Source organism: Corallincola spongiicola (genome assembly GCF_004284785.1).
GTDB lineage: Bacteria > Pseudomonadota > Gammaproteobacteria > Enterobacterales > Neiellaceae > Corallincola > Corallincola holothuriorum.
Genome location: NZ_SHLY01000002.1, coordinates 341,569 through 362,387 on the forward strand (window position 1 = coordinate 341,569; position 20,819 = coordinate 362,387).

18 protein-coding genes and 1 riboswitch are annotated in these 20,819 nt (G+C 49.6%); of the genes, 16 read left to right on the forward strand and 2 right to left on the reverse strand.

The window, feature by feature from the left end:
• The first annotated feature begins 1 nt into the window (after window position 1).
• From EXY25_RS07255 to yfaE, 14 genes are all read left to right on the forward strand, one after another.
• On the forward strand, window positions 2-1,684 hold the full coding sequence (locus tag EXY25_RS07255; protein ID WP_130566688.1) for an FAD-dependent oxidoreductase: 1,683 nt from the start codon (window positions 2-4) through the stop codon (window positions 1,682-1,684).
• A 4-nt stretch (window positions 1,685-1,688) separates the two neighbouring features.
• A complete protein-coding gene (locus tag EXY25_RS07260; RefSeq protein WP_114336964.1) occupies window positions 1,689-2,132 on the forward strand; it encodes a YeeE/YedE family protein in 444 nt (147 codons plus the stop codon).
• Window positions 2,132-2,575 (forward strand): YeeE/YedE family protein, encoded by a 444-nt coding sequence (locus EXY25_RS07265; RefSeq protein ID WP_114336965.1) that lies wholly within the window; start codon window positions 2,132-2,134, stop codon window positions 2,573-2,575. The genes EXY25_RS07260 and EXY25_RS07265 overlap by 1 nt, the downstream gene beginning before the upstream one ends.
• Window positions 2,576-2,872: 297 nt before the next feature.
• A complete protein-coding gene (locus tag EXY25_RS07270) occupies window positions 2,873-4,489 on the forward strand; it encodes a tetrathionate reductase family octaheme c-type cytochrome (RefSeq protein ID WP_130566262.1) in 1,617 nt (538 codons plus the stop codon).
• 14 nt (window positions 4,490-4,503) lie between these two features.
• Complete coding sequence (locus EXY25_RS07275) at window positions 4,504-5,094, forward strand: cytochrome b/b6 domain-containing protein (RefSeq protein WP_130566263.1); 591 nt, start codon at window positions 4,504-4,506, stop codon at window positions 5,092-5,094.
• 58 nt (window positions 5,095-5,152) lie between these two features.
• Window positions 5,153-5,479 (forward strand): hypothetical protein, encoded by a 327-nt coding sequence (locus EXY25_RS07280; protein ID WP_114336968.1) that lies wholly within the window; start codon window positions 5,153-5,155, stop codon window positions 5,477-5,479.
• Between the two features lie 32 nt (window positions 5,480-5,511).
• Entirely contained in the window at window positions 5,512-6,915 is a 1,404-nt protein-coding gene (locus EXY25_RS07285) for a DUF3373 family protein (RefSeq protein ID WP_114336969.1), read from the forward strand.
• A gap of 154 nt (window positions 6,916-7,069) precedes the next feature.
• The gene (locus tag EXY25_RS07290; RefSeq protein WP_114337373.1) at window positions 7,070-7,267 is read left to right on the forward strand and encodes a (2Fe-2S)-binding protein; all 198 of its coding nucleotides are present in this window, start codon (window positions 7,070-7,072) and stop codon (window positions 7,265-7,267) included.
• 213 nt (window positions 7,268-7,480) lie between these two features.
• Window positions 7,481-8,563 (forward strand): AI-2E family transporter, encoded by a 1,083-nt coding sequence (locus EXY25_RS07295; protein WP_114336970.1) that lies wholly within the window; start codon window positions 7,481-7,483, stop codon window positions 8,561-8,563.
• Window positions 8,564-8,624: 61 nt separating this feature from the next.
• Window positions 8,625-8,879 carry a GrxA family glutaredoxin gene (locus EXY25_RS07300; RefSeq protein ID WP_114336971.1) on the forward strand — a complete coding sequence of 85 codons (255 nt, stop codon included), beginning with the start codon at window positions 8,625-8,627 and terminating at the stop codon, window positions 8,877-8,879.
• Between the two features lie 269 nt (window positions 8,880-9,148).
• Window positions 9,149-10,033, forward strand: coding sequence for a DUF2167 domain-containing protein (locus EXY25_RS07305; RefSeq protein ID WP_130566264.1), 885 nt, complete (start codon window positions 9,149-9,151; stop codon window positions 10,031-10,033).
• Window positions 10,034-10,225: 192 nt separating this feature from the next.
• Window positions 10,226-10,452: riboswitch (cobalamin riboswitch) on the forward strand.
• 136 nt (window positions 10,453-10,588) lie between these two features.
• Complete coding sequence (nrdA, locus tag EXY25_RS07310) at window positions 10,589-12,919, forward strand: class 1a ribonucleoside-diphosphate reductase subunit alpha (protein WP_130566265.1); 2,331 nt, start codon at window positions 10,589-10,591, stop codon at window positions 12,917-12,919.
• Between the two features lie 789 nt (window positions 12,920-13,708).
• Window positions 13,709-14,845, forward strand: a complete 1,137-nt coding sequence (nrdB, locus tag EXY25_RS07315) for a class Ia ribonucleoside-diphosphate reductase subunit beta (protein ID WP_130566266.1) — start codon at window positions 13,709-13,711, stop codon at window positions 14,843-14,845.
• Window positions 14,842-15,174, forward strand: coding sequence for a class I ribonucleotide reductase maintenance protein YfaE (gene yfaE, locus EXY25_RS07320; RefSeq protein WP_130566267.1), 333 nt, complete (start codon window positions 14,842-14,844; stop codon window positions 15,172-15,174). Before nrdB ends, yfaE begins: the two co-directional genes overlap by 4 nt.
• A gap of 102 nt (window positions 15,175-15,276) precedes the next feature.
• On the opposite strand, the gene malG is transcribed toward yfaE, so the two are convergent.
• The gene (gene malG, locus EXY25_RS07325) at window positions 15,277-16,164 is read right to left on the reverse strand and encodes a maltose ABC transporter permease MalG (RefSeq protein ID WP_130566268.1); all 888 of its coding nucleotides are present in this window, start codon (window positions 16,162-16,164) and stop codon (window positions 15,277-15,279) included.
• Window positions 16,165-16,166: 2 nt separating this feature from the next.
• Window positions 16,167-17,819, reverse strand: coding sequence for a maltose ABC transporter permease MalF (gene malF / locus EXY25_RS07330; protein ID WP_165419295.1), 1,653 nt, complete (start codon window positions 17,817-17,819; stop codon window positions 16,167-16,169).
• A 336-nt stretch (window positions 17,820-18,155) separates the two neighbouring features.
• Between malF and EXY25_RS07335 the strand changes: the two genes are divergently transcribed.
• Window positions 18,156-19,529, forward strand: coding sequence for a TldD/PmbA family protein (locus EXY25_RS07335; RefSeq protein WP_130566270.1), 1,374 nt, complete (start codon window positions 18,156-18,158; stop codon window positions 19,527-19,529).
• A 3-nt stretch (window positions 19,530-19,532) separates the two neighbouring features.
• A complete protein-coding gene (locus tag EXY25_RS07340; RefSeq protein ID WP_130566271.1) occupies window positions 19,533-20,807 on the forward strand; it encodes a metallopeptidase TldD-related protein in 1,275 nt (424 codons plus the stop codon).
• Window positions 20,808-20,819: the final 12 nt, after the last annotated feature.

Consider the following 20,819-nt stretch of genomic DNA (forward strand, 5'->3'; position numbering starts at 1 on the left):
GATGAAACGTATTGTGATAGTGGGTGGTGTGGCTGGTGGTGCGTCTGCGGCGGCAAGGGCGCGTAGAATGTCGGAAGATGCTGAGATCATCATGCTGGATCGTGGTGCTTATATCTCCTTTGCTAATTGTGGTCTGCCATATCATATCGGTGGTGATATTCAGTCGCGTGATGCTCTGCTGTTGCAAACCCCAGAAAGCTTTAAGCGCCGTTTTAATGTCGAGGTGCGATTGCACTCAGACGTGATTGCCATTGATCGCGAACAAAAGCAGATCACGGTGCGGGATGCGCAGCAGAACACCAGCTATCTTGTTGACTATGACACTTTGATTTTGAGTCCCGGAGCGGCTCCATTTATCCCTGACGTTGAAGGGATCAGTGATGACCGTATTCAGACCATGCGCAATATTCCGGATATGGACCGCATTATGCGGATATTGGAGCAACAACGGCCAACCCATGCCACCGTGGTTGGCGGCGGCTTTATTGGACTAGAGGCAGCTGAAGCGTTACGGCAGCGTGGTTTAGAGACCACTTTGGTCGAGCTCTCCGGTCAGGTAATGGCGCCAGTTGATATCGAAATGGCGACACCACTGCACAGTGAGCTGGAGGCACATGGTGTCGATCTGCGTTTGCACGCTGGATTAACCAAGGTGACGGCGACGGATACCGGCTTAACTTTATCGCTCTCTGACGGCAGTGATTTGGAGACCGGGATCGTGATCCTCGCGATCGGCGTGCGCCCGGAAACCGCATTGGCGAAAGCGGCAGGGCTTGCGTTGGGTGAGCGTGGCGGCATTCAGGTCGATGAGCAAATGCGTACCTCTGATCCCGATATTCTGGCGGTGGGGGATGCGGTAGAGATCACCGAGTGGGTCAGTGGCAAGCCTGCGCTTATTCCTTTGGCAGGGCCAGCTAACAGGCAAGGGCGGATCGCTGCTGATAATGCGTTGGGCGCCAAGCGTGCATTTACCAAGACCCAGGGTACGGCGGTATGTCGGGTATTTGATCTGACGGTTGCTGCCACGGGTATGAACGAAAAATCTCTGCGCCGCGCAGGGATCGACTACCGCAAGGTGTATGTGCACCCGATGGATCATGCTTCCTATTTCCCGGGGGCTGAGCAGATCAGTCTCAAACTGCTATTTACCCCTGATGAAGGCAAAATTCTTGGCGCCCAAGCGTTAGGTAAAAAAGGCGTTGATAAGCGCATCGACGTACTAGCGGTGGCGCAGCGTGCTGGCATGACCGTGTTTGATCTCGAAGAACTTGAGCTGTGTTATGCGCCGCCCTACGGTTCGGCCAAAGATCCTGTCAATCTGGCCGGATTTGTCGCGGCGAACTGGCTGCGGGGTGACACAGAGCTTTGTTTTGCCGAAGAACTCGCTGCAATAACTGCAGAGCAGAAATTACTGGATGTGCGCACTCCTGCTGAATTAGAGCGCGTGGGGGCATTCGACGGCGCCATTAATATTCCGGTGGACGAACTGCGTGATCGTCTGACTGAACTGGACCCGACGGTCGAATATCTGGTGGCGTGTCAGGTCGGCTTGCGCGGCCATGTGGCTTATCGCATGTTGGTAAACCGTGGCTTTAAAGCGAAAAATCTGACCGGTGGCTTTAAAACCTGGCAGATGTTTAAAGGCTGTCGTCAAGCGACACCGCTGGTGGTTGAAGGGGAGTAGCCTGATGATCGATATGGCAAACTTTACTCCGGTGAGTGCACTCTTGGGGGGCATGCTAATTGGGACGGCAGCGCTTTGGTTGCTACTCGCCAATGGGCGAATAGCCGGTATCAGTGGCATCTTCAGTGGCTTGTTTTCACTGTCGATGGCTGACAAACGCTGGCGCCTGATGTTTTTGGCTGGCTTGTTACTTGGTCCGCAGCTGTGGCAATTGGCCGGCGGTGAATTGCCGATTTTTCCAAAGCATAGCGTCCTTTGGCTCATGGCTGCCGGTTTGCTGGTGGGTTTGGGCACGGGCGTGGGTTCTGGTTGCACATCGGGTCATGGCATCTGTGGGATTGGCCGCTTATCACCGCGTTCGCTGGTGGCCACGGTCACCTTCATGGTCAGCGCCATCGTCACGGTCGTGATTATCAACCAGTTCAATGTGATTGCTGGAGGCCTCTGATGAAGTCATGTTTATCGGCGCTGTTGGCGGGGTTGCTATTTGGTGTCGGTCTCGCATTTTCGCAGATGTTGGATCCAACGAAAGTGCTTGGTTTTCTCGATCTGTTTGGCTACTGGGATCCCTCACTGATGTTGGTGATGGGCGGTGCACTGTTAGTGTATCTGCCGGGGTATTTTCTGCTGGTTAAACCGAGAGTGGAGCGTTCTGCGGATGATTCGTCTGGCACCGCTAAGCCACTGTTCAGTGATAGCTTTAAGCTGCCCGCGTTCAAACAGATTGATCGTCGCCTTGTGTCTGGTGCTGCCCTGTTTGGTGTCGGTTGGGGTATGGTCGGGCTTTGTCCTGGCCCGGCATTAGCCTCCCTCAGTTTTGCCGGAACTCAGCTGCTGCTGTTTGTCGTAGCGATGACAATCGGACTGTGGTTGGCGAAACGCTTCACTTAGACCTATTCGGGGATGAGTTCGCAGGCAGATGCCTGCTGACTCATCTGTTTTTCCCGAAATGACACCTCCCTAAATGTTATTAACGACAACCCCGTTCTTTGCCTATCGAATAAACGGCTGTTAACCAAGTCACATTCGAAATAAATTAATTAAGAAAATACGCAATTCACTATTTATATTGATCTCAACCCGCCTTTCCTTTGTAACCCCCATGTTAATTTTCCGATCGTTATCTGCTGAGTAGCGATCCTAGCCACCGCAGAAACAGCATATCGACATCGTGAGTGGTGAGGTGGGATGAAAATTAAAGGGTTGTTGCTGTTTGCCAGCGTATTGCTTTTGGTTTTAACCAATGTATTGGCCAATGAACAAGCTGATGGTACGCCAAAACCTCGTGCGGCAATGACTGCCGATCACAGCAAATTTGAACAACTGGATCAGGCGTTTGATTACGCTCCGGACGTCACCGAAGCCTGCTTGGAATGCCATACCGAAGCCGCTGAACAGGTACATGACTCATTTCATTGGCGTTGGGCTGCGAAAGTAGACGGCAAAATGGTAGGCAAAGGCGAGAACGGTTTTAACAATTATTGTGTCGCTGCCCGCGGTAATGAGAGCTGTACTCAGTGTCACGCTGGCTATGGTTGGCGTAATGATAAATTCGACTTTGAAGCGGAAGAGAATGTCGATTGCCTGGTGTGTCATGACACTACGGGCACCTATAAAAAATCCGCGGCCATGTCTGGCCACCCTTACTACGAAGATACCTTGATTGGTGGTCAACTGATCCCCGCCGTGGATCTGCGCCGTGTGGCACAGAATGTCGGCCAACCACAGCGAGAAAATTGCCTCTCTTGCCATGCCAACGGGGGCGGAGGTAACGGTGTAAAACATGGCGACACCGACATGTCATTGGTTGACCCAGTGCATGAACTTGATGTGCACATGAGCAGTGACAAGCTCAATTTCAGTTGCCAAACCTGTCATAAAACTAGTGGCCATGAGATCGCCGGACGTTACAACGGCAAGGTGGCATTTGTTGATCACCAATTAGATATGGGACGCGCCGAGCGTGATGGCAAAAACCTCTCCTGCGAGTCCTGTCACGGCAACAAGCCCCACGATCAAAGGCAACTCGACAACCACACCGCCAAGGTAGCGTGTGCCTCCTGCCATATTCCGGAGATGGCCCGAGGCCCTTACCTGACCAAATTGAGTTGGGATTGGTCCACCGCGGGTCAGCTGAAAGATGGCAAGCCATTCTCTGAAGATGCGCTGTTCGACGGTGTGGAAGCCCATCGCTATATGTCGAAGAAAGGCACCTTTACTTGGGGTAAAAATGTGGTGCCAGAGTATCGCTGGTACAAAGGTGAACTGCAGCAGAAAACTCTACAGGACGTCATCGATCCGATGGCTGCCCCTATTGATATTAACCCGCCGACCGGTGACTACCGTGATCAGGATGCCCGCATCTGGCCATTTAAGATCCATCGCGGCAAACAACCCTATGACACTGAATTTAATCGCATCTTGCCGATCAAGCTCTATGGCAAAAAAGGCTCCGGTGCATTTTGGACTGAATTTGATTGGCAAAGAGCGTTGCAGGTAGGGGCTGACAATAACCATGTTGAATTCAGTGGCAGTTACGGGTTTATCGAGACCAATGGCTACTGGCCTATCAAACATATGGTGGCGCCCGGTGAGCAAGCGGTGGACTGCATTGAATGTCACCAGCAACAGGGGCGCTTGGCGGGGTTGAACGATTTCTACCTGCTGGGACGAGATTCCCATTCGCTGGTCGACGCCTTCGGTTCCCTGGCTATTTTTGGCGGCCTTTTCGGTGTGGCTGGCCATAGTGGCTATCGCTATCTGTCGGCACGGCGTCGTGCCGTTAATAATGCCAAAACTTCTTGAGTCAGGAAAACAACATGAGTGCTGTGGTTGTCATTTTTAAGAGATTTGAACGTTTCTGGCATTGGGCGCAGGCGGCGATGGTGTTGCTGCTGATCGTGACCGGATTTGAGCTGCACGGTTTTTTCCGCTTGTTTGGTTTTGCTGATGCCGTGTCATTGCATGATTGGGCTGGCTTCTCGTGGGCGGTGTTACTTGTGTTGGCATTCACCTGGATTTTCACTTCCGGGGAGTGGCGTCAGTATCTGCCGCGACTGGAGGGACTTGGCGCCACCGTGCGTTTCTATCTGCTTGGCGTATTCAAGGGTGAGTCACATCCCCATGACATGACACCGGCACAGAAGTTCAATCCGCTGCAGGGAGCTGGTTATCTGGGGATCGTGTTCGGGTTGTTGCCGTTACAAGTTGCCACCGGCTGCCTTTACTTCTTCTTCCCTGAATTACGCGCGGCCGGTTGGTTGCAGAGCATTGATTGGGTGGCATGGCTACACACCTTTAATGCCTATTCCTTGCTCAGTTTTCTGGTGATCCACCTGTACATGATCACCTTCGGTAAAAGGATCTCCTCCCATCTGCGGGCGATGATCACCGGTAAGGAAGAGGTTTAGCAGTGTTTGAGAACCGGAAATAGAACATACATTTGTGATTGGTTAAGAGGTTAAAGAGATGAAAAAAATAGTCTTAGTAATGATTGCCGTGATGCTGTCGTTCAGTGCCCACGCTGATGCTGATAAAGGTAAAAAGTATTACCTCAAGTATTTGCGTCCCTATTTTGAAATCAATGGTCAGGAGTTTGCGTCAGAACATCTGAAAGTCGAGTGGAAGCGCTTCTTTAAAAATGACGGTAAGAAGTTCATCAAGAAATTCTCCAAGCAGTACCCGCAAGCACAAGAGTTTTTGGAAAGTGACACCTTTCAAAAGATCGCCCCGGATGTCGCTGATTTTGCCATCAAGTATGCGGCTGACAGTGGTGAATTAGCTGACTGCAACTAGCCGGCCTATAAAAACAATAAGAGAGTTTTCCAATGAAGAGATTAACTGGTGTGGCTGCCGCCGTGCTGTTAGGGCTTTCTATGCCCGCGATGGCGGATCTGAACGATGATGTTGAAGCACTCAAGCAACAGGTGCGCGAGTTACAGAAAAAAACTGGCGGAAATCATCTTAACTTCAGTGTCGATTATCGTGTGTCGATGGACAACATTGAGTATGAGTTGGCGGATGGTTCGACCGCCTCAAACGATGACTTACTGGCTAATCGTTTGTGGTTGAATATGGGCTATCAGTATAACGAAAAGCTGCTGTTTCGTGGACAGTTGGCTTACAACAAAGCCTTTGGCGATACCGCCATGCATAACCAACGTAACGAATCAGGCTATGCGGATTTTGATTGGGTGGTGAGTGAAAACTTAGACGACAACACCATTAAGGTGAAACAAGCCTATTTCCTCTATTTGGGGGATGCCTTCTTCGGTAATGAGCAGCTGCCATGGACATTCAGTTTGGGTCGGCGTCCTTCGACCACTGGCTTTCTCGCTAATCACCGCGAAGGGTTCGACAAAGCCAACTCACCGCTGGGTCACTCAATCAACGTCGAGTTTGATGGCCTGAGCTTGAATCTGCGGTTGGAAGAGCTGACTGGACTCACAGGTAATGCTCTGAAATTTTGTGCGGGACGGGGATTGAGCAATGCTACTTCCCGTTTCAGTCCAGCGGGAACCGATTACGCCAAAGATCCAGACAAAACCGACGACATTGATATGGTGGGCATTATCTTTACCCCCTATAACGACGGTCAATACGATGTGAAACTGCAGGCATATCATGCCAACAACATGATTGGTCTCGATATGAATGACATCATGATGACAGGTGAGCAGACCTTCTATGATTTCGGTGATCTGAATAACGTTACCTTGTCAGCCGAGATGAACGGGGTGGGGGAGTTTATTAATGATTTCCTCGACGGCACCCGTCTGTTTGCCTCTGTTTCTATGTCGCAGACCGATCCCAACAGTGATATGGCGATGTTGGGATCAACAGAAGATGAGCGTGGCTATTCCTATTGGTTAGGGGTCAATGTACCGGGCTTCTTCGACGATGACTCGTTTGGTTTTGAGTTCAATCACGGTTCCAAATACTGGCGCTCGTTCACCTATGGTGAAGACACCATGATAGGCTCCAAGATCGCCGCACGTGGCGATGCCTACGAGGCCTACTACAATCTACCGCTGGTGGATAAGGCGCTGACACTGCAACTGCGTTATACCTACATCGATTACGACTATACCGGCAGTAACGGTTTCTTTGGCAATGCCACCGGCACGCCAATGCGTATTGACGATGCTTGGCAGATGGCCCAGATGATGGGGATGCCGCCACCGGTAAAAAATGCGCAAGATATTCGCGCAGTGATCCGTTATCAGTTCTAGTTGAACTTCTGCGAAGATGACAAGGCAGGGAGCTCTTCCCTGCCTTTTTTGCTTGCAGGACTTATAACCAATGACTGATCTAAATCAACAAAATGGCATTGATAACGATTCGCATTTAGATTACATTTGCCTTCATCGAAGTTTGGAGGCGTTTATGTTTGTTTGCATCTGTCATGGCATTACTGATACTCAGCTGAAAGAAGCCGTGGCAAACGGTGCTCAACGTTTGGCTGATGTGAAACGTTCGATGGGCGTTGCCAGTCAATGTGGCAACTGTGCTTGTAAAGCCAAGCAGGTGATCCAAGTGGCTTTGGCTGAAATCGATGACTCCTTGTTTGTCAGTGCGGCTTAATATCGTTTTATCACTCCCGCTCCTGCGCTCCGCTGAATGCTTTATCTTTTCCTCCGCCATACTGAAAGCCCTCTTTTGTTCTCCGTGCACTTGCACCTCGAGCTTGCTCAAGGGGTGAGACCTTTGCCCCATCTTCTTGGCTAACTCATTGTGACGAATTGGGTCGCTCGCTATAGTGGTTTTACTTATCTGATTCCTCACAGGGATGTTGCTGTGACAAACCTATTTGAAGGGCGCTCTAATCGCTTGGTGCTGTTGATATTTTTAGCGGTTGCCTTGTATGCGAGTTATGCGCTGATCCAACCCTATATACAGCCGATTATTTTGGCTTTATTGATCGGTATGCTCACCGTTCCTGCCCATGATTGGCTGGTCGTAAAGTTCAATGGCCGCAAGAACAGTGCAGCCATTGTCAGTTGTCTGTTGCTCTCTTTAGTGCTGCTTATTCCGTCGATTTTGGTGATGATAGCGATCCTTAAACAGGGCGTCAGTTATTCCAGTACCGTGCGAGAGTGGGCTGACGGTGGCAATGTCCACCAGCTATTGGGTCACCCTTGGGTGATCAAGATAAAGCAACTACTTGGCCAGCTACTGCCTGAAGACGCCCTGCATCCCGAAACCATCAAGGCTAAAGTATTAGATGTTGGCAGTGGTATGGGTAAACAGTTTGTCGGCATCTCTACCGCCATGCTGGGCAGTATCACCACGTTTTTTCTGAACTTTACCCTGATGCTGTTCGTACTGTTTTTTGTGCTGCGAGATCATGAGAAGTTGATCCGATTTTTTCGCCACGCCTTACCTTTGTCGCGTAGTCAGGAAGATGCGTTGTTGGCTGATATTAAAAAGGTCAGCAAGTCAGCCTTACTGGGCTCATTGTTGACTGCCATCACTCAAGGCTTTGTTGGTGGCATAGGTCTATGGATGGCAGGTTTTCCAGCGCTGTTCTGGGGGACGATGATGGCATTTGCGTCGTTGATCCCCTTTGTCGGTACCGCCTTAATTTGGGTACCAGCCGCGATTTACCTGTTTGTCACAGGGGAGACTGGCTGGGGCATCTTTATGGTGGTGTGGGGCGTTGTCGTCGTTGGTTCTATTGACAACTTCCTGCGGCCTTTGTTTATGCAAGGGGCATCGATGAGTACCGTAGTGGTGTTCTTTTCCTTGCTCGGTGGCTTACAGGTATTTGGTTTGATTGGGCTATTATATGGGCCACTGATCTTTTCTATTACCTTGGTGCTGTTTCATCTATACGAAAAAGAGTTCTCTAATTTTCTCGATGATCAGGACGGCCGTTAACATATTGCCGACAGGGTGCTGCGGTCATTGGATATATATTGGTTAATTGCGAGGAACGATTATGTTTGTGGTGATTTTTGGACGTTCAGGCTGTCCTTTCTGTGTGCGGGCAAAAGAGTTAGCGGAGAAGTTAACTGAGGATCGTGACGACTTTAAGTTCCGTTACATCGATATTCATGAAGAGGGGATCAGTAAGGCCGATCTAGAAAAAACGGTTGGTAAGCCGGTAGAAACGGTGCCGCAGATCTTTATCGATCAGGAACATGTTGGTGGCTTTACCGAGTTTGATGCCTATGCCAAAGAGCATTTGCAGTAGGCTTTCCCGCCTTATCTATCTTGCAGAGGGAGGTTTCTCCCTCTATTTATCGCACTTGCCGGTTCTCTTGCTAGAAAAACAGGCTTAAAACACCCACTTCTTATCTTTAATCAGATTAATTAGCATGTTCTTGCGGTAAATTTAACCTGTTTTGCGCTGTATAAACGACTGCAGGTGGCTAACTTTCATCGCTTTTTGTTTAGTCAGAACATCCACTTAAGGGTTTAGGCACCCTATTTCTGTCTCGCTGTTTTAAAAAGGAATTGAAAATGAGATTGATACCCGCCCTCTGTTTTATTGCATCTGTTTTACCCTGCACTTTGCTTGCTCAAGATGAGATGTTGAGTGCTGAAGATCAGGCTTATCTGGCATGGTCTTCGGAGTTCTTATCATCGCTGGATCCGCAAACCGGCGAGATTCTGTTGCCGGGCAGCATGGCTCGACTTCATGTGTCGGATGATTTCTATTATCTCGATCCGCAAGACGCCGAGCGTGTGCTCAGCGAGGCTTGGGGAAACCCGCCAGGCACTGGCGCTTTGGGGATGTTGTTGCCTGCTGGGCAGACTCCGCTGGACGAGGATTCCTGGGCGGTTGTCATCTCATTTGAAGAAGATGGTTACGTTTCTGATGAAGATGCCTACAACATTGATTATGACGAACTGTTAGAAGAGATGCAGGCGGATACCCGGTCAGAGAGCGGTGAGCGCGAAGCAGCAGGTTATGGCTCAATTGATTTAGTCGGTTGGGCTGCTCGGCCTTACTACGACAAAAGTCGTCATCAACTCTATTGGGCGAAAGAGCTGGAGTTTGACCACGATCCCAATCATACCCTGAACTACAGCATCCGCAGCTTAGGTCGCAAAGGCGTGCTGGAGATGAATTTTGTTGCTGGTATGAACCAACTTGATCAGATCAATGGCAGTTTAGATAGCGTACTGGCGATGGTGAACTTCGTTGATGGTCATCGTTACGAAGATTTTGACCCCTCCTATGATGAGGTAGCAGCTTATGGCTTAGGTGCGCTTGTTGCCGGCAAACTGGCGGCAAAAACGGGTGCTATTGCCGGTTTTTTGCTGCTGTTGAAAAAGTTTTGGTGGCTGGCTTTAGTTGCCATTGGTGGCGTATTCCGCGCTATCACGGGTAAGAAAGATTAGTTTTTGAAGGTTACCCTGTAAACCTTGCGCCGCCGGGGATATTGGGGTCAACACCTAGCGTGAGTTGATGCTCTCCGAATGGAGAGCATTGAGCAAATCTAATTTTTGCATTTGTAATGCTCATTTTTTATTTAACTTCTGTATATCAAATCACCTTTTAAACACTATATGTTGACGTAAATCAATTCTTGAACCACTATATGTGCCGAACGGTTCCCAAGGGCGTCTTCAATAGAATGCCCACGGATTAATAGGGAATGCGGTGAATTAGTGGTGTTTTTTCCGCTAATAATTCCGCAGCTGCCCCCGCAACTGTAAGTGCAGAGCCACGCTCAATAGCCACTGGAATGAGATTCCGGGAAGGCGAGTCAAGGCGAAGACGCACAAGCCAGGAGACCTGCCGTCGCGGTGTGTTTTTCGCACCAATTAACTGATTCGTCAAACATCGGGCGGGGTGATCCGGTGTGTGGCTCGACCATGCCCGGCTGTTCGCCTGAACGCTAGCATGGCTGGCGTCATACCTTCCCCTGCCTTGTCGCTACGGAGTTCGACAAGGTGAATAACAAAAATATCTCAATTGCCAAACGTGATGGCCGCCATGAACCGCTCGATCTGGATAAGATCCATAAGGTACTCACCTGGGCGGCAGAAGGGCTTGATACTGTCTCTGTATCTCAAGTCGAGCTTAGAGCACATCTGCAATTTCACGACGGAATTACCACGTCAGATATTCATGAAACATTGATTAAGTCTGCGGCGGATCTGATCTCGGAAGAGACTCCTGATTATCAATATCTGGCTGCCCGGCTGAACATCTTTCATCTGCGTAAAAAAGCCTATGGCCAATACACGCCGCCTTCGCTATACCAGCACGTGGGTCGGTTGGTGGATCTGCAACGTTACGATGCCCAGCTACTAACGGATTACAGCATGGAAGAGTTCGCCCTGATGGATGGTTTTATCGACCACCAACGGGACTTGGACTTTGCTTACGCTGCCGTGAAGCAGCTGGAAGGTAAATACCTGGTTCAGGACAGGGTGAAAGGAGAGTTCTACGAAAGCCCGCAGTTTCTCTATCTGCTGATCGGTGCGTGTTTGTTTGCTAACTACGACAGGTCCATTCGTCTGGATTATGTCCGTCGCTTTTATGATGCGGTGTCTACGTTCAAAATCTCTTTGCCAACGCCGATTATGGCGGGCGTGCGTACGCCAACTCGCCAGTTCAGCTCTTGCGTGTTGATTGAATGCGGTGATTCGCTGGATTCCATTAACGCCACCACCTCTGCGATTGTGCGCTATGTCAGTCAGCGTGCGGGTATTGGTATTAATGCCGGACGTATTCGCGCGCTCGGTTCATCTATCCGAGGGGGGGAGGCTAATCATACCGGTTGTATTCCATTCTTTAAGCACTTCCAAACGGCGGTGAAATGCTGCTCTCAGGGTGGTGTTCGTGGCGGTGCTGCGACGCTGTTTTACCCGCTTTGGCATTTAGAAACAGAAGAGTTACTGGTACTTAAAAACAACCGCGGTGTGGAAGAGAATCGGGTTCGGCATCTGGATTATGGGGTACAGCTTAATCGGCTGATGTACCAACGTCTGCTAAAAAATGCGGATATTTCACTGTTCAGTCCGTCAGATGTGCCGGGGTTATATGAGGCGTTTTTTGCTGATCAGGATGAGTTCGAAAAGCTCTATCAGCAATACGAGCAAGACACCAACGTTCGCAAGAAAACCATTAAAGCCGTTGAGCTGTTTTCGCGCTTATTACAAGAGCGAGCGTCAACGGGCCGTATCTATATTCAGAATGTTGACCACTGTAATACCCATAGTCCGTTTGACCCGGCTAAAGCGCCGATACGTCAATCTAACCTTTGTCTTGAGATCGCGCTACCTACAACGCCACTGCAGGATATTAATGACAAAGAGGGTGAGATCGCGCTTTGTACGTTGGCGGCATTTAACTTGGGTGCGCTTAAGTCGTTAGATGAATTGGCCCCACTTGCTGATCTATTAGTGCGCGCATTAGACAGCTTATTGACCTATCAGAACTATCCCGTGCCTGCGGCGCAGCAAGGCTCGCTGAAGCGGCGTACTCTGGGGGTAGGCGTGATCAACTATGCCTACTATTTGGCCAAAAACGGCGTGAAGTATTCTGATGGTTCAGCGCTGGGTTTGACCCACCGTACCTTTGAAGCGATCCAGTATCATCTGCTGCAAGCATCTAACCAATTAGCGCGTGAACAGGGCGCTTGTGATGCCTTTACTGATACCACCTATGCCCAAGGCAAACTGCCGATAGATCACTACAAAAAAGATGTGGATGGCTACTGCGATGAACCGCTGCATTGTGATTGGGAAGGGCTACGCGCTGATATTCTACGTGATGGGCTACGCAACTCGACCCTCACTGCATTGATGCCCTCTGAAACCTCTTCTCAGATCAGTAATGCCACCAACGGTATTGAACCACCACGAGGCTTTGTCAGTGTTAAAGCATCGAAAGACGGGATCTTGAAACAGGTGGTTCCGGAGTTAGAAACACTCCGTGATAGCTACGAACTGCTATGGAATATCCCAAGTAACACCGGCTATTTGCAGTTGGTCGGAGTGATGCAAAAGTTCGTCGACCAAGCTATTTCTGCCAACACCAACTATGACCCCGCGCGATTTGGCGAAGGCAAAGTGCCGATGCAATTGCTGATGCAAGACCTACTTAGTGCTTATAAGTGCGGCCTGAAAACGCTTTATTACCACAACACTCGCGACGGTGCGACGGACAAGCATTTATCCAACGAGTCGCCAGTAATGGGGGAGGCTCGCCCAGCTGAAACGACCGTTGTAGAAAACGATGACGACGGCTGTGAAGGCGGCGCTTGTAAGATTTAGCCTGAGCGGATTTTTTAAAGGATAAAAAGCCCCCTCATCCCGCCCTTCTCCCCAAGGGAGAAGGAGACAAGAAAAGCGGACGGCAACGAGCTTGCACTTTTGCTCCCTCTCCAAGGGAGAGGGCTGGGGTGAGGGGTATTTAAGAAAATAAACCTCCACTTCGCCTTTCTTCCCAAGGGAGAAGGAGACAAGAAAAGCGGACGGCAACGAGCTTGCACTTTTTGCCCCCTCTCCAAGGGGAGAGGGCTGGGGTGAGGGGTTTTAAGAAAATAAACCTCCACTTCGCCTTTCTCCCCAAGGGAGAAGGAGAAAATAAAAGCGGACGGCAACGAGCTTGCACTTTTGCCCCCTCTCCAAGGGGAGAGGGCTGGGGTGAGGGGTATTTAAGAAAATAGGCCTCCACTTCGCCTTTCTCCCCAAGGGAGAAGGAGACAGAAAAAGCTGGCAGCAGTGCGCTGGTGCGGTTGCTTCCTCTCAAAGGGAGAGGGCAGGGGTGAGGGGTATTTAAGAAAATAGACCTCCACTTCGCCTTTCTTCCCAAGGAAGAAGGAGACAGAAAAAGTTGGCAGCAGTGCGCTGGTGCCGTTGCTTCCTCTCAAAGGGAGAGGGCAGGGGTGAGGGGTATTTAAGAAAATAGACCTCCACTTCGCCTTTCTTCCCAAGGAAGAAGGTGACAGAAAAAGCGGACGGCAACGAGCTTGCACTTTTGCTCCCTCTCCAAGGGGAGAGGGCTGGGGTGAGGGGTATTTAAATGAATCGCAAACAGAACAATAAAAGCGGAACAAACTAATGGCTTATAAAAGCTTTAATCAAAACAAATTTGAGACGTTCAAGCAGGATATGTTCTTTGGTGAGAACGTGAATGTCTCCCGTTATGACCGGCAAAAATACCCGGTATTCGAGCAGCTCATTGAAAAGCAGCTTTCATTTTTCTGGCGTCCGGAAGAGGTAGATCTTTCTACTGATCGTAAAGATTTTGCCGAGTTACCCGCCCATGAACAGCATATTTTTCTTAGTAATCTGAAGTACCAAACTCTGCTTGATAGTGTGCAGGGGCGTTCACCCAATATGGCTCTACTGCCACTGGTGTCACTGCCAGAAATCGAAACCTGGATCGAAACCTGGGCATTCAGCGAAACGATTCATTCACGTTCGTATACCCATATTATCCGCAATATCTTGGCAGAGCCGGGAGATGTGTTTGATGACATCATCAACAATGAACAGATCATTGCTCGCGCAGAAGCGGTTTCTCATTATTACGATGATTTGATCTTACACGCCCAGCTGTATGCTACCGGCGGTGAAGGTGAATATCGGATCAGTGGTAGTGATATCCCCGTACAGGTGAGCTTGCCAGCCCTGAAACGCAAACTGTATCTGACGTTAGTGTCGGTGAACGTGTTGGAAGCGATCCGCTTTTATGTCAGCTTTGCCTGCAGCTTTGCTTTTGCCGAACGTGCCACCATGGAAGGCAACGCCAAAATTATCAAGCTGATCGCCCGTGATGAAGCACTGCACCTGACAGGCACTCAACATATGTTGAATATTCTGGCCAGTGGACAGGATGATCCAGAGATGGCCGAGATTGCTGCAGAGCTTAAACCGGAAGTGATCCAAATATTTAAGGACGCCGCACAGCAGGAAAAAGAGTGGGCGGAATATCTGTTTAAAGATGGGTCGATGATCGGCTTGAATACCGACATTCTCAGTCAGTATGTTGACTACATTACCAATCAAAGATTGCAGGCGATAGGCTTCGAACCTTGTTTCCCGCAGCGTCCCAACCCGCTACCGTGGATGGATAGCTGGTTAGTGAGTGATAACGTACAAGTCGCGCCACAAGAAGCTGAAATTAGTTCTTACCTAGTCGGTGCCATCGACAGTGACGTGGATACCAATGCGTTAGCGGGTTTTGAGCTATGAGCGAACTCACTGGTAATAAGCTTGTAGATAAAGGGCTGGTATCCTGCCTGCCCAGTAACGCCCAGCGTGATAACGCTGTTCAGCTGGAAAGCCCAGAGATCTCCGTTACCCAAGCTGCTGAGGGTTATACCCTGTTAGAGCAGCTGGAAGCGGAGGGCGTCGAGGTACCGTACCAATGTCGCGAAGGTTATTGTGGACGTTGCCGTACTAAAAAAGTCTCGGGTGAAGTGGCGTATACCTCGGCGCCACTGGCCTGGGTCAATCCAGGTGAAGTGTTGCCCTGCTGCTGCGTGGCGGTGTCAGAAGTGGTATTGGCGTTAGATACCTGATTTATCTTGGTACTTTTCTCCCTTCTAGGGGGGATAAGGGGGAGCGTTGAATTAACCGCTCCCCAATTTCTCGCGCACTTTTGATGTACGTATTGATACAACTTAACCCTTAACACTCCCCGAGGTTAGCCCACCGATCAGCCATTTTTGGCCAATTAAAAAGACTAGTGTGATAGGCAGTGCGGCAAAGATCGCTGTCGCAGCAAAATCTCCCCACAGGGGGGCATAGGTTTGATTGAGGAAGCTCTGCATCCCTAGTGCTAGGGTAAATTTGTCAGGATCAGAAAGCATCATATTGGCAAAAGCATATTCACCAAAAGCTGCGATAAAGCTGAGAATAAAAGTGACCACCAGAATAGGTAGACACAGCGGTAATACTATATAGCGCAGGGTTTGCCAGCGGCTAGCGCCATCCATAGTGGCCGCTTCTTCCAGCGCCGGATCCAGTGATTGGATGTAACCCTTGATTAGCCAAATTTCGCCGAGTACGGCGCTTAGGTACAGCAACATCAAGCCACCATGGGTATCAAAGCCGAGAGCCGGAATAAAGTAGCCTATCTTTTCTAGCATGATACGGATTGCCACCATGCCGGTTAGCGCTGGAAATAGCCCGATAATTAGCAGTGATGTCAGTAACCACTTACTGCCTATAAATTTCATTCGAGCAAAGGCATACGCCGCCATGGATGAAAATACAATACTGATGGCAGAGGTGATAAAAGCGATCTTAATTGAGTTCCACGTCCAAAGCAGTACGGGAAAATTCTTAAACCATTTTTGTTCTTCCTCCGAACCGATGCCGAATACCAGCCGCCAATGTTCCAGGCTGGGGTTGTCCGGGATCAGCGAACCATTCAGCAGGTTCCCTGTTCTAAAGGAGATTGAAATCATCGCCAGTAGCGGGTACATCATGCCGGCAATAAATAGCGCTAGGAACAGGTAGGTAAGCCAGACGCGGTAACGTGTATTTTTTGCTTCAACTATCGCCATGATTAATGCTCCTGTAGCTCTGAACGGGGGGACTTTTCGCGGGTGAGCCAGAATTGCCACAGACTGATGCTGGCAATGACAAGAAATAGGAACCCTGAGAGTGCGCTGGCGAGGCCATAGGCCTGATAACCCAGCACCGAACCATTGGCGAGATCATAGATATAGTTGATCAGTAACTGGGTTTCACCGATGAGCACCGTGGCATCATCCATTCGCGGGCCACCTCTGGTGAGCAAAGCGATGACAAGAAAATTATTGAAATTAAAAGTGAAAGACATGATCAGCAGTGGCGTTAAGGACTTAATGATCATTGGCAGGGTGATAAAGCGGAATTTATACCAGGTGCCGGCGCCATCCATATTGGCGGCTTCATAAAGATCGCTCGGGATAGATTTCAACATCCCCATTGCCAGCAGCATAAAGTAGGGGAACCCCAACCAGAGGTTCACTAGCAGTACCTGTAGTTTGGCTAACCAAGGATTGAAATACCACTCAAAGCGCATGCCGAACAGGAACTCTAGTAATGCATTTACATCGCCAAATTCACTATTGAACATGGCGCGAAAAATCATGATGGAGATAAATGCAGGCACGGCGAACGGAATTAACAACAAGGTGCGAAAGATACGTTGGCCTTTAACGCGATGCCAATTTAGCAGTGAGGCCAAAAGCATACCTAGGCTGAACTGCATCAATACGGTCAATAGGGCAAAGCTGACGGTCCACAATGCCACTTTGGCAAGGTTTTTTCTGTCCTCATCCATGGCAAAGATTGTGTGATAATTTTTCCAACCGACATGGGTAACAAAGCCAGGACTCAAGGTCTTTTCTGTCATTTCACCCGCGTCATTCAGGTAGGTATAGAAGCCATTATTGAAGTCTGCTTGCAGATAGCGCTTGTCCTGATTGTCATACAAAAATTCGTTGGGACGTTCAGCCATGGGTAAGTTGTCGGGCTGCTTGATTTCATAGCGTGGTAGCAGCGGCAGAAACTCGCGGAAACCATACATCATCAGATCAGGTTCATTGTCACGGGTGAGAGCTAACGTTTTTAGCTGGGCTTTGAGCTTGATGACGTCACGCATAGCCAAAGGCTCGCCAGATGGCGCGGCGGATATAACGGCCAGCGGAATGGCTCGTTTAGGCCCTGCTTCTGTGGCTTTATCAAGGGGCTGATTAAGCGTTAGAAATGGCGTTTGCAACCAAAGCCCGCTGCCATCATTGAGTGTGATTTGGTACTGGTTATCAGCTTGATAGAGCTGGAATTTGAATCGTTGCTTCTTCTCTGCGTAGGTTTGTTCTAAGTGGTAATTCACAACCCTTTCGTAAGTCAGTAGGTTTTTGCTGCTGTAGTTAGTAAAACCGATGGCCACGGAATAAACGATGGGGAATAGCATCATCAGAAAGATGAGCAGCAGTGCAGGGTATAGAAAGCGCCACGCCACCAGGCGTTTATTCAGGGTTATATAACTAGCTGATAGGCCAACAATGAGACAAACGATTGCAACGGCGTATTCGCCTAACGCATACAGCCGTACTAAGCCCATGCTGAATAGCGCAAATAAGATAACGAATAGAATGATAAAGGTGACACGAGTAAGCAGACTGGAAAGAGGCTTTTTAGGGGAACGATAGCGACCGAGGGTCGATGCCATTGATGTCATAAATATCCTTATTTCTTTTATCTGCCAGCAGTTTAACTTGCTGATCGTTATTAGTTTTCAGTAGGGTCAAGCTAAAGGACTAATAAGTGAAATTGCCTCCATTGGATAAAAAGTGTGATCTAACATACGGTTAACATTTAGCCCTGTCTATAGCTAATTTAGCAGTAAAAATGTGAGACTGATCGAGATCATAGGGAGGCCGAGATAGCAGCCAATCTGTTTGACTGTTGTCGTTTCAGACTGCATATCTTTAAGATTATTGCTTGTGAAACAAGCGGGTATCATGTTAACTCGGTTGTTGATTAAAATTCACCAAAAGGATATCGCGTGAGTTTCGAACACCTCTCTTTAGCTTCCTCCTCTGACTATATTGAACTGCGACAGCATGAGTCACGAAACTCATTCATGATGCTGGTGGATGGCAACCTTATAGAAAACAAAACTCAGCATGACGCCGGTTTATCGGCGCGCGTTTTTCAGCAAGGTTATTGGGGATTTGCTTCTGCGGCGGACTTGGGCGCGGCGACCGCGGAGCGATTGACTAACAAGGCTTTCGCCAACGCTAAAGCCTTATCAATATTTGGTGACCGCCCCTCGTTGAGTTTGCCGCAATCTAGCTATCAAGGTGAACATCATGTGATGGGTAAAACCGAACTGAGTCGCCAAGAGCGTAGCGAGTGGCTCAACGAAATGCATCAGCTTTGTGCCAAACGCTATCCGAAATTGGTCTCCAGTCAATTTATGCTAGGCGATGAGTATCACCGTAAGTTTCTTAGTAACAGTGTTGGCAGTCAGATCCATTCCAGTATGCATCGGGCTGAGTGCATTACGGTGTTCACGGCGGAAGGTAAGGATGGTCAGCCGATTGAACTGCATGACTGGATTTCGGGCAAAGGGGGCTTTGCTGATCTCGATATGAGTATGGCCACCATGGAGCAGCGCTTTGAGCAGTTGTACCAGCATTTGATGGCGAAATGCGATGCGGTGCCCGTGGCTGGCGGCAAACATACTGTGGTCATGGCCTCCGAGCTTACTGGTCTGCTTGCCCATGAAGCCATGGGACATCCCTGCGAGGCTGATATTGTATTGGGTGGCGCGATCACCAGCGAACTGTTGCAACAACCGGTGGCCAGTGAATTGATCACCATGGTGGATTTTGCCCACAGTTATGCGGGGCAGGAAACGCTGGTGCCTGTGTATGCCGATGATGAGGGCACGCCCGCAACAGATGCGATATTGATTGATCAAGGTGTGCTGACTGGCTACATGCATAGCCGTGAATCATCAGCCCAAATGGATATGGCCGCTACAGGTAACGCTCGTGCAGCCAATTGCAGTGATGAACCGCTTATCCGCATGCGAAATACCGCGATCTTGCCGGGCAAAGATAAGTATGCGCAGATGATCTCCGAGATTGAATCGGGTTACCTGCTGCTGGACTCCGCCAACGGCCAAGCCGACTCGACGTCGGAGTTTATGTTTGGCATCTGCCTTGGCTACGAGATCAAGAACGGTAAACTGGGACGGGCGATTAAAGATACCACGGTGTCAGGGAGCGCCATCGAAGTGCTTAAAAGTGTTGATGCTGTGTCTGATGAGATGACATGGGAATGTAAAGGACACTGTGGCAAGAAGCAGTGGATCGTTGTGTCGGCGGGCGGCCCAGCTATACGGGCTACCGCTCATTTAGGAGGAGAGTAGCAGATGGAACTTAGATCTCTGGCACAGAATGCACTGCAACGGCTACAACATGCTGGCTTTGATCAGGCTTTGGTACGAACCAGCAAGCGGCAGATGGATGAGATCAATATTAACCACAATCAAGCGAGTTTGTTTCGAAGTACCGAAGAAATCAGCTTGCTGATGGAGGGGATCATTGCTGGGCGTAAAGCCAGTATCACAGTTACGCAGCTTGATGAGCAGGCGTTAACGGCTGCTGTCAATGACTTGCTCGCCGCTGCGGAGAGGGCGCCTGCAGATGAGGCGAATCAAGTGTCATCTGCCCAGCAAATCGATCATCAGCAAGGCCCCCTGCATTCCGATCCTGAGTTGTTGGCCAGCAAGGCGCAGGAGATCCTGACCTTCCGGCAGGCCCAAGCACCAGCGATGCAGATACAGGAGGGGCTTGCTAGCTACACCTGTAGAACTGTATGCCTGCTGACATCTAAGGGCACAGACTTGAGTGCAAGCGTAGGGTATTTCGAGCTGTCTGTTTGTGGTTGTGCCAAGCAAGAGCAGCAGAATAGCTCATCTAATTCAGCTGGTGGTAATTGTGCTGAGCTGTCTCTAGCGCCCGCTAATGAGTGGTTTGGCATCGGTGAGATGATGCAGACGCAGGAACAGTTGATCGTTACCCAGTCATTGCGGGAGAAGTTTGTTGGCGAGGTGATCCTGGCGCCGCAAGCGGTAGAAGATTTACTTTACTGGTTGTTGGCACAGCTGTCCGATGAATGCCTGCTAAGCGGCAGTTCGCTGTATCAACAGGAGCTGAACAAGGTTATTACTTCTCCGCTGTTAAGCATCACTAACCGTCACCGTGCGGTCGATTGTTTGCCGTTCAACGAGGAAGGTTTTGTGATCCCTGAAATAGAGCTGCTGGTGGATGGCAAGCTACAGCACCTTTTACCTAGCTTTTATGCCAGCAATAAATTGAAGTTGCCTCACTTGCCGACGGGCAACGGCTGGGTGATTAAACCGGGACAAACTAAACGAGCAGAGATGATTGCCGGGGTTGAGCGTGGTGCCATAGTTAACCGATTATCGATGGGTGACCCTGCAAAAAACGGTGATTTTTCCGCAGTGATTAAAAACAGCTTTCTCATCGAGCAGGGTAGACAACAACATGGGCTGTCGGAAGTGATGATCGCGGGTAACGTCGCTAATATGCTGCGGGATATTGTTGCTGTCAGTCAGGAGACGCTGGATACCGGCGCACTGTCATTGCCTTGGCTACGAATTTCTGGGGTGCATTTTTCGTAGTTTTATGCCTGG

Coding starts and splice junctions, on each gene's coding strand:
- EXY25_RS07270 (WP_130566262.1), top strand. CDS start 2,873: ATGAAAATTAAAGGGTTGTTGCTGTTTGCCAGCGTATTGCTTTTGGTT.
- yfaE (WP_130566267.1), top strand. CDS start 14,842: ATGAGCGAACTCACTGGTAATAAGCTTGTAGATAAAGGGCTGGTATCC.
- EXY25_RS07255 (WP_130566688.1), top strand. CDS start 2: ATGAAACGTATTGTGATAGTGGGTGGTGTGGCTGGTGGTGCGTCTGCG.
- EXY25_RS07265 (WP_114336965.1), top strand. CDS start 2,132: ATGAAGTCATGTTTATCGGCGCTGTTGGCGGGGTTGCTATTTGGTGTC.
- EXY25_RS07275 (WP_130566263.1), top strand. CDS start 4,504: ATGAGTGCTGTGGTTGTCATTTTTAAGAGATTTGAACGTTTCTGGCAT.
- malG (WP_130566268.1), bottom strand. CDS start 16,164: ATGGCGATAGTTGAAGCAAAAAATACACGTTACCGCGTCTGGCTTACC.
- EXY25_RS07290 (WP_114337373.1), top strand. CDS start 7,070: ATGTTTGTTTGCATCTGTCATGGCATTACTGATACTCAGCTGAAAGAA.
- EXY25_RS07340 (WP_130566271.1), top strand. CDS start 19,533: ATGGAACTTAGATCTCTGGCACAGAATGCACTGCAACGGCTACAACAT.
- EXY25_RS07260 (WP_114336964.1), top strand. CDS start 1,689: ATGATCGATATGGCAAACTTTACTCCGGTGAGTGCACTCTTGGGGGGC.
- EXY25_RS07300 (WP_114336971.1), top strand. CDS start 8,625: ATGTTTGTGGTGATTTTTGGACGTTCAGGCTGTCCTTTCTGTGTGCGG.
- EXY25_RS07280 (WP_114336968.1), top strand. CDS start 5,153: ATGAAAAAAATAGTCTTAGTAATGATTGCCGTGATGCTGTCGTTCAGT.
- malF (WP_165419295.1), bottom strand. CDS start 17,819: ATGGCATCGACCCTCGGTCGCTATCGTTCCCCTAAAAAGCCTCTTTCC.
- EXY25_RS07285 (WP_114336969.1), top strand. CDS start 5,512: ATGAAGAGATTAACTGGTGTGGCTGCCGCCGTGCTGTTAGGGCTTTCT.
- EXY25_RS07305 (WP_130566264.1), top strand. CDS start 9,149: ATGAGATTGATACCCGCCCTCTGTTTTATTGCATCTGTTTTACCCTGC.
- nrdB (WP_130566266.1), top strand. CDS start 13,709: ATGGCTTATAAAAGCTTTAATCAAAACAAATTTGAGACGTTCAAGCAG.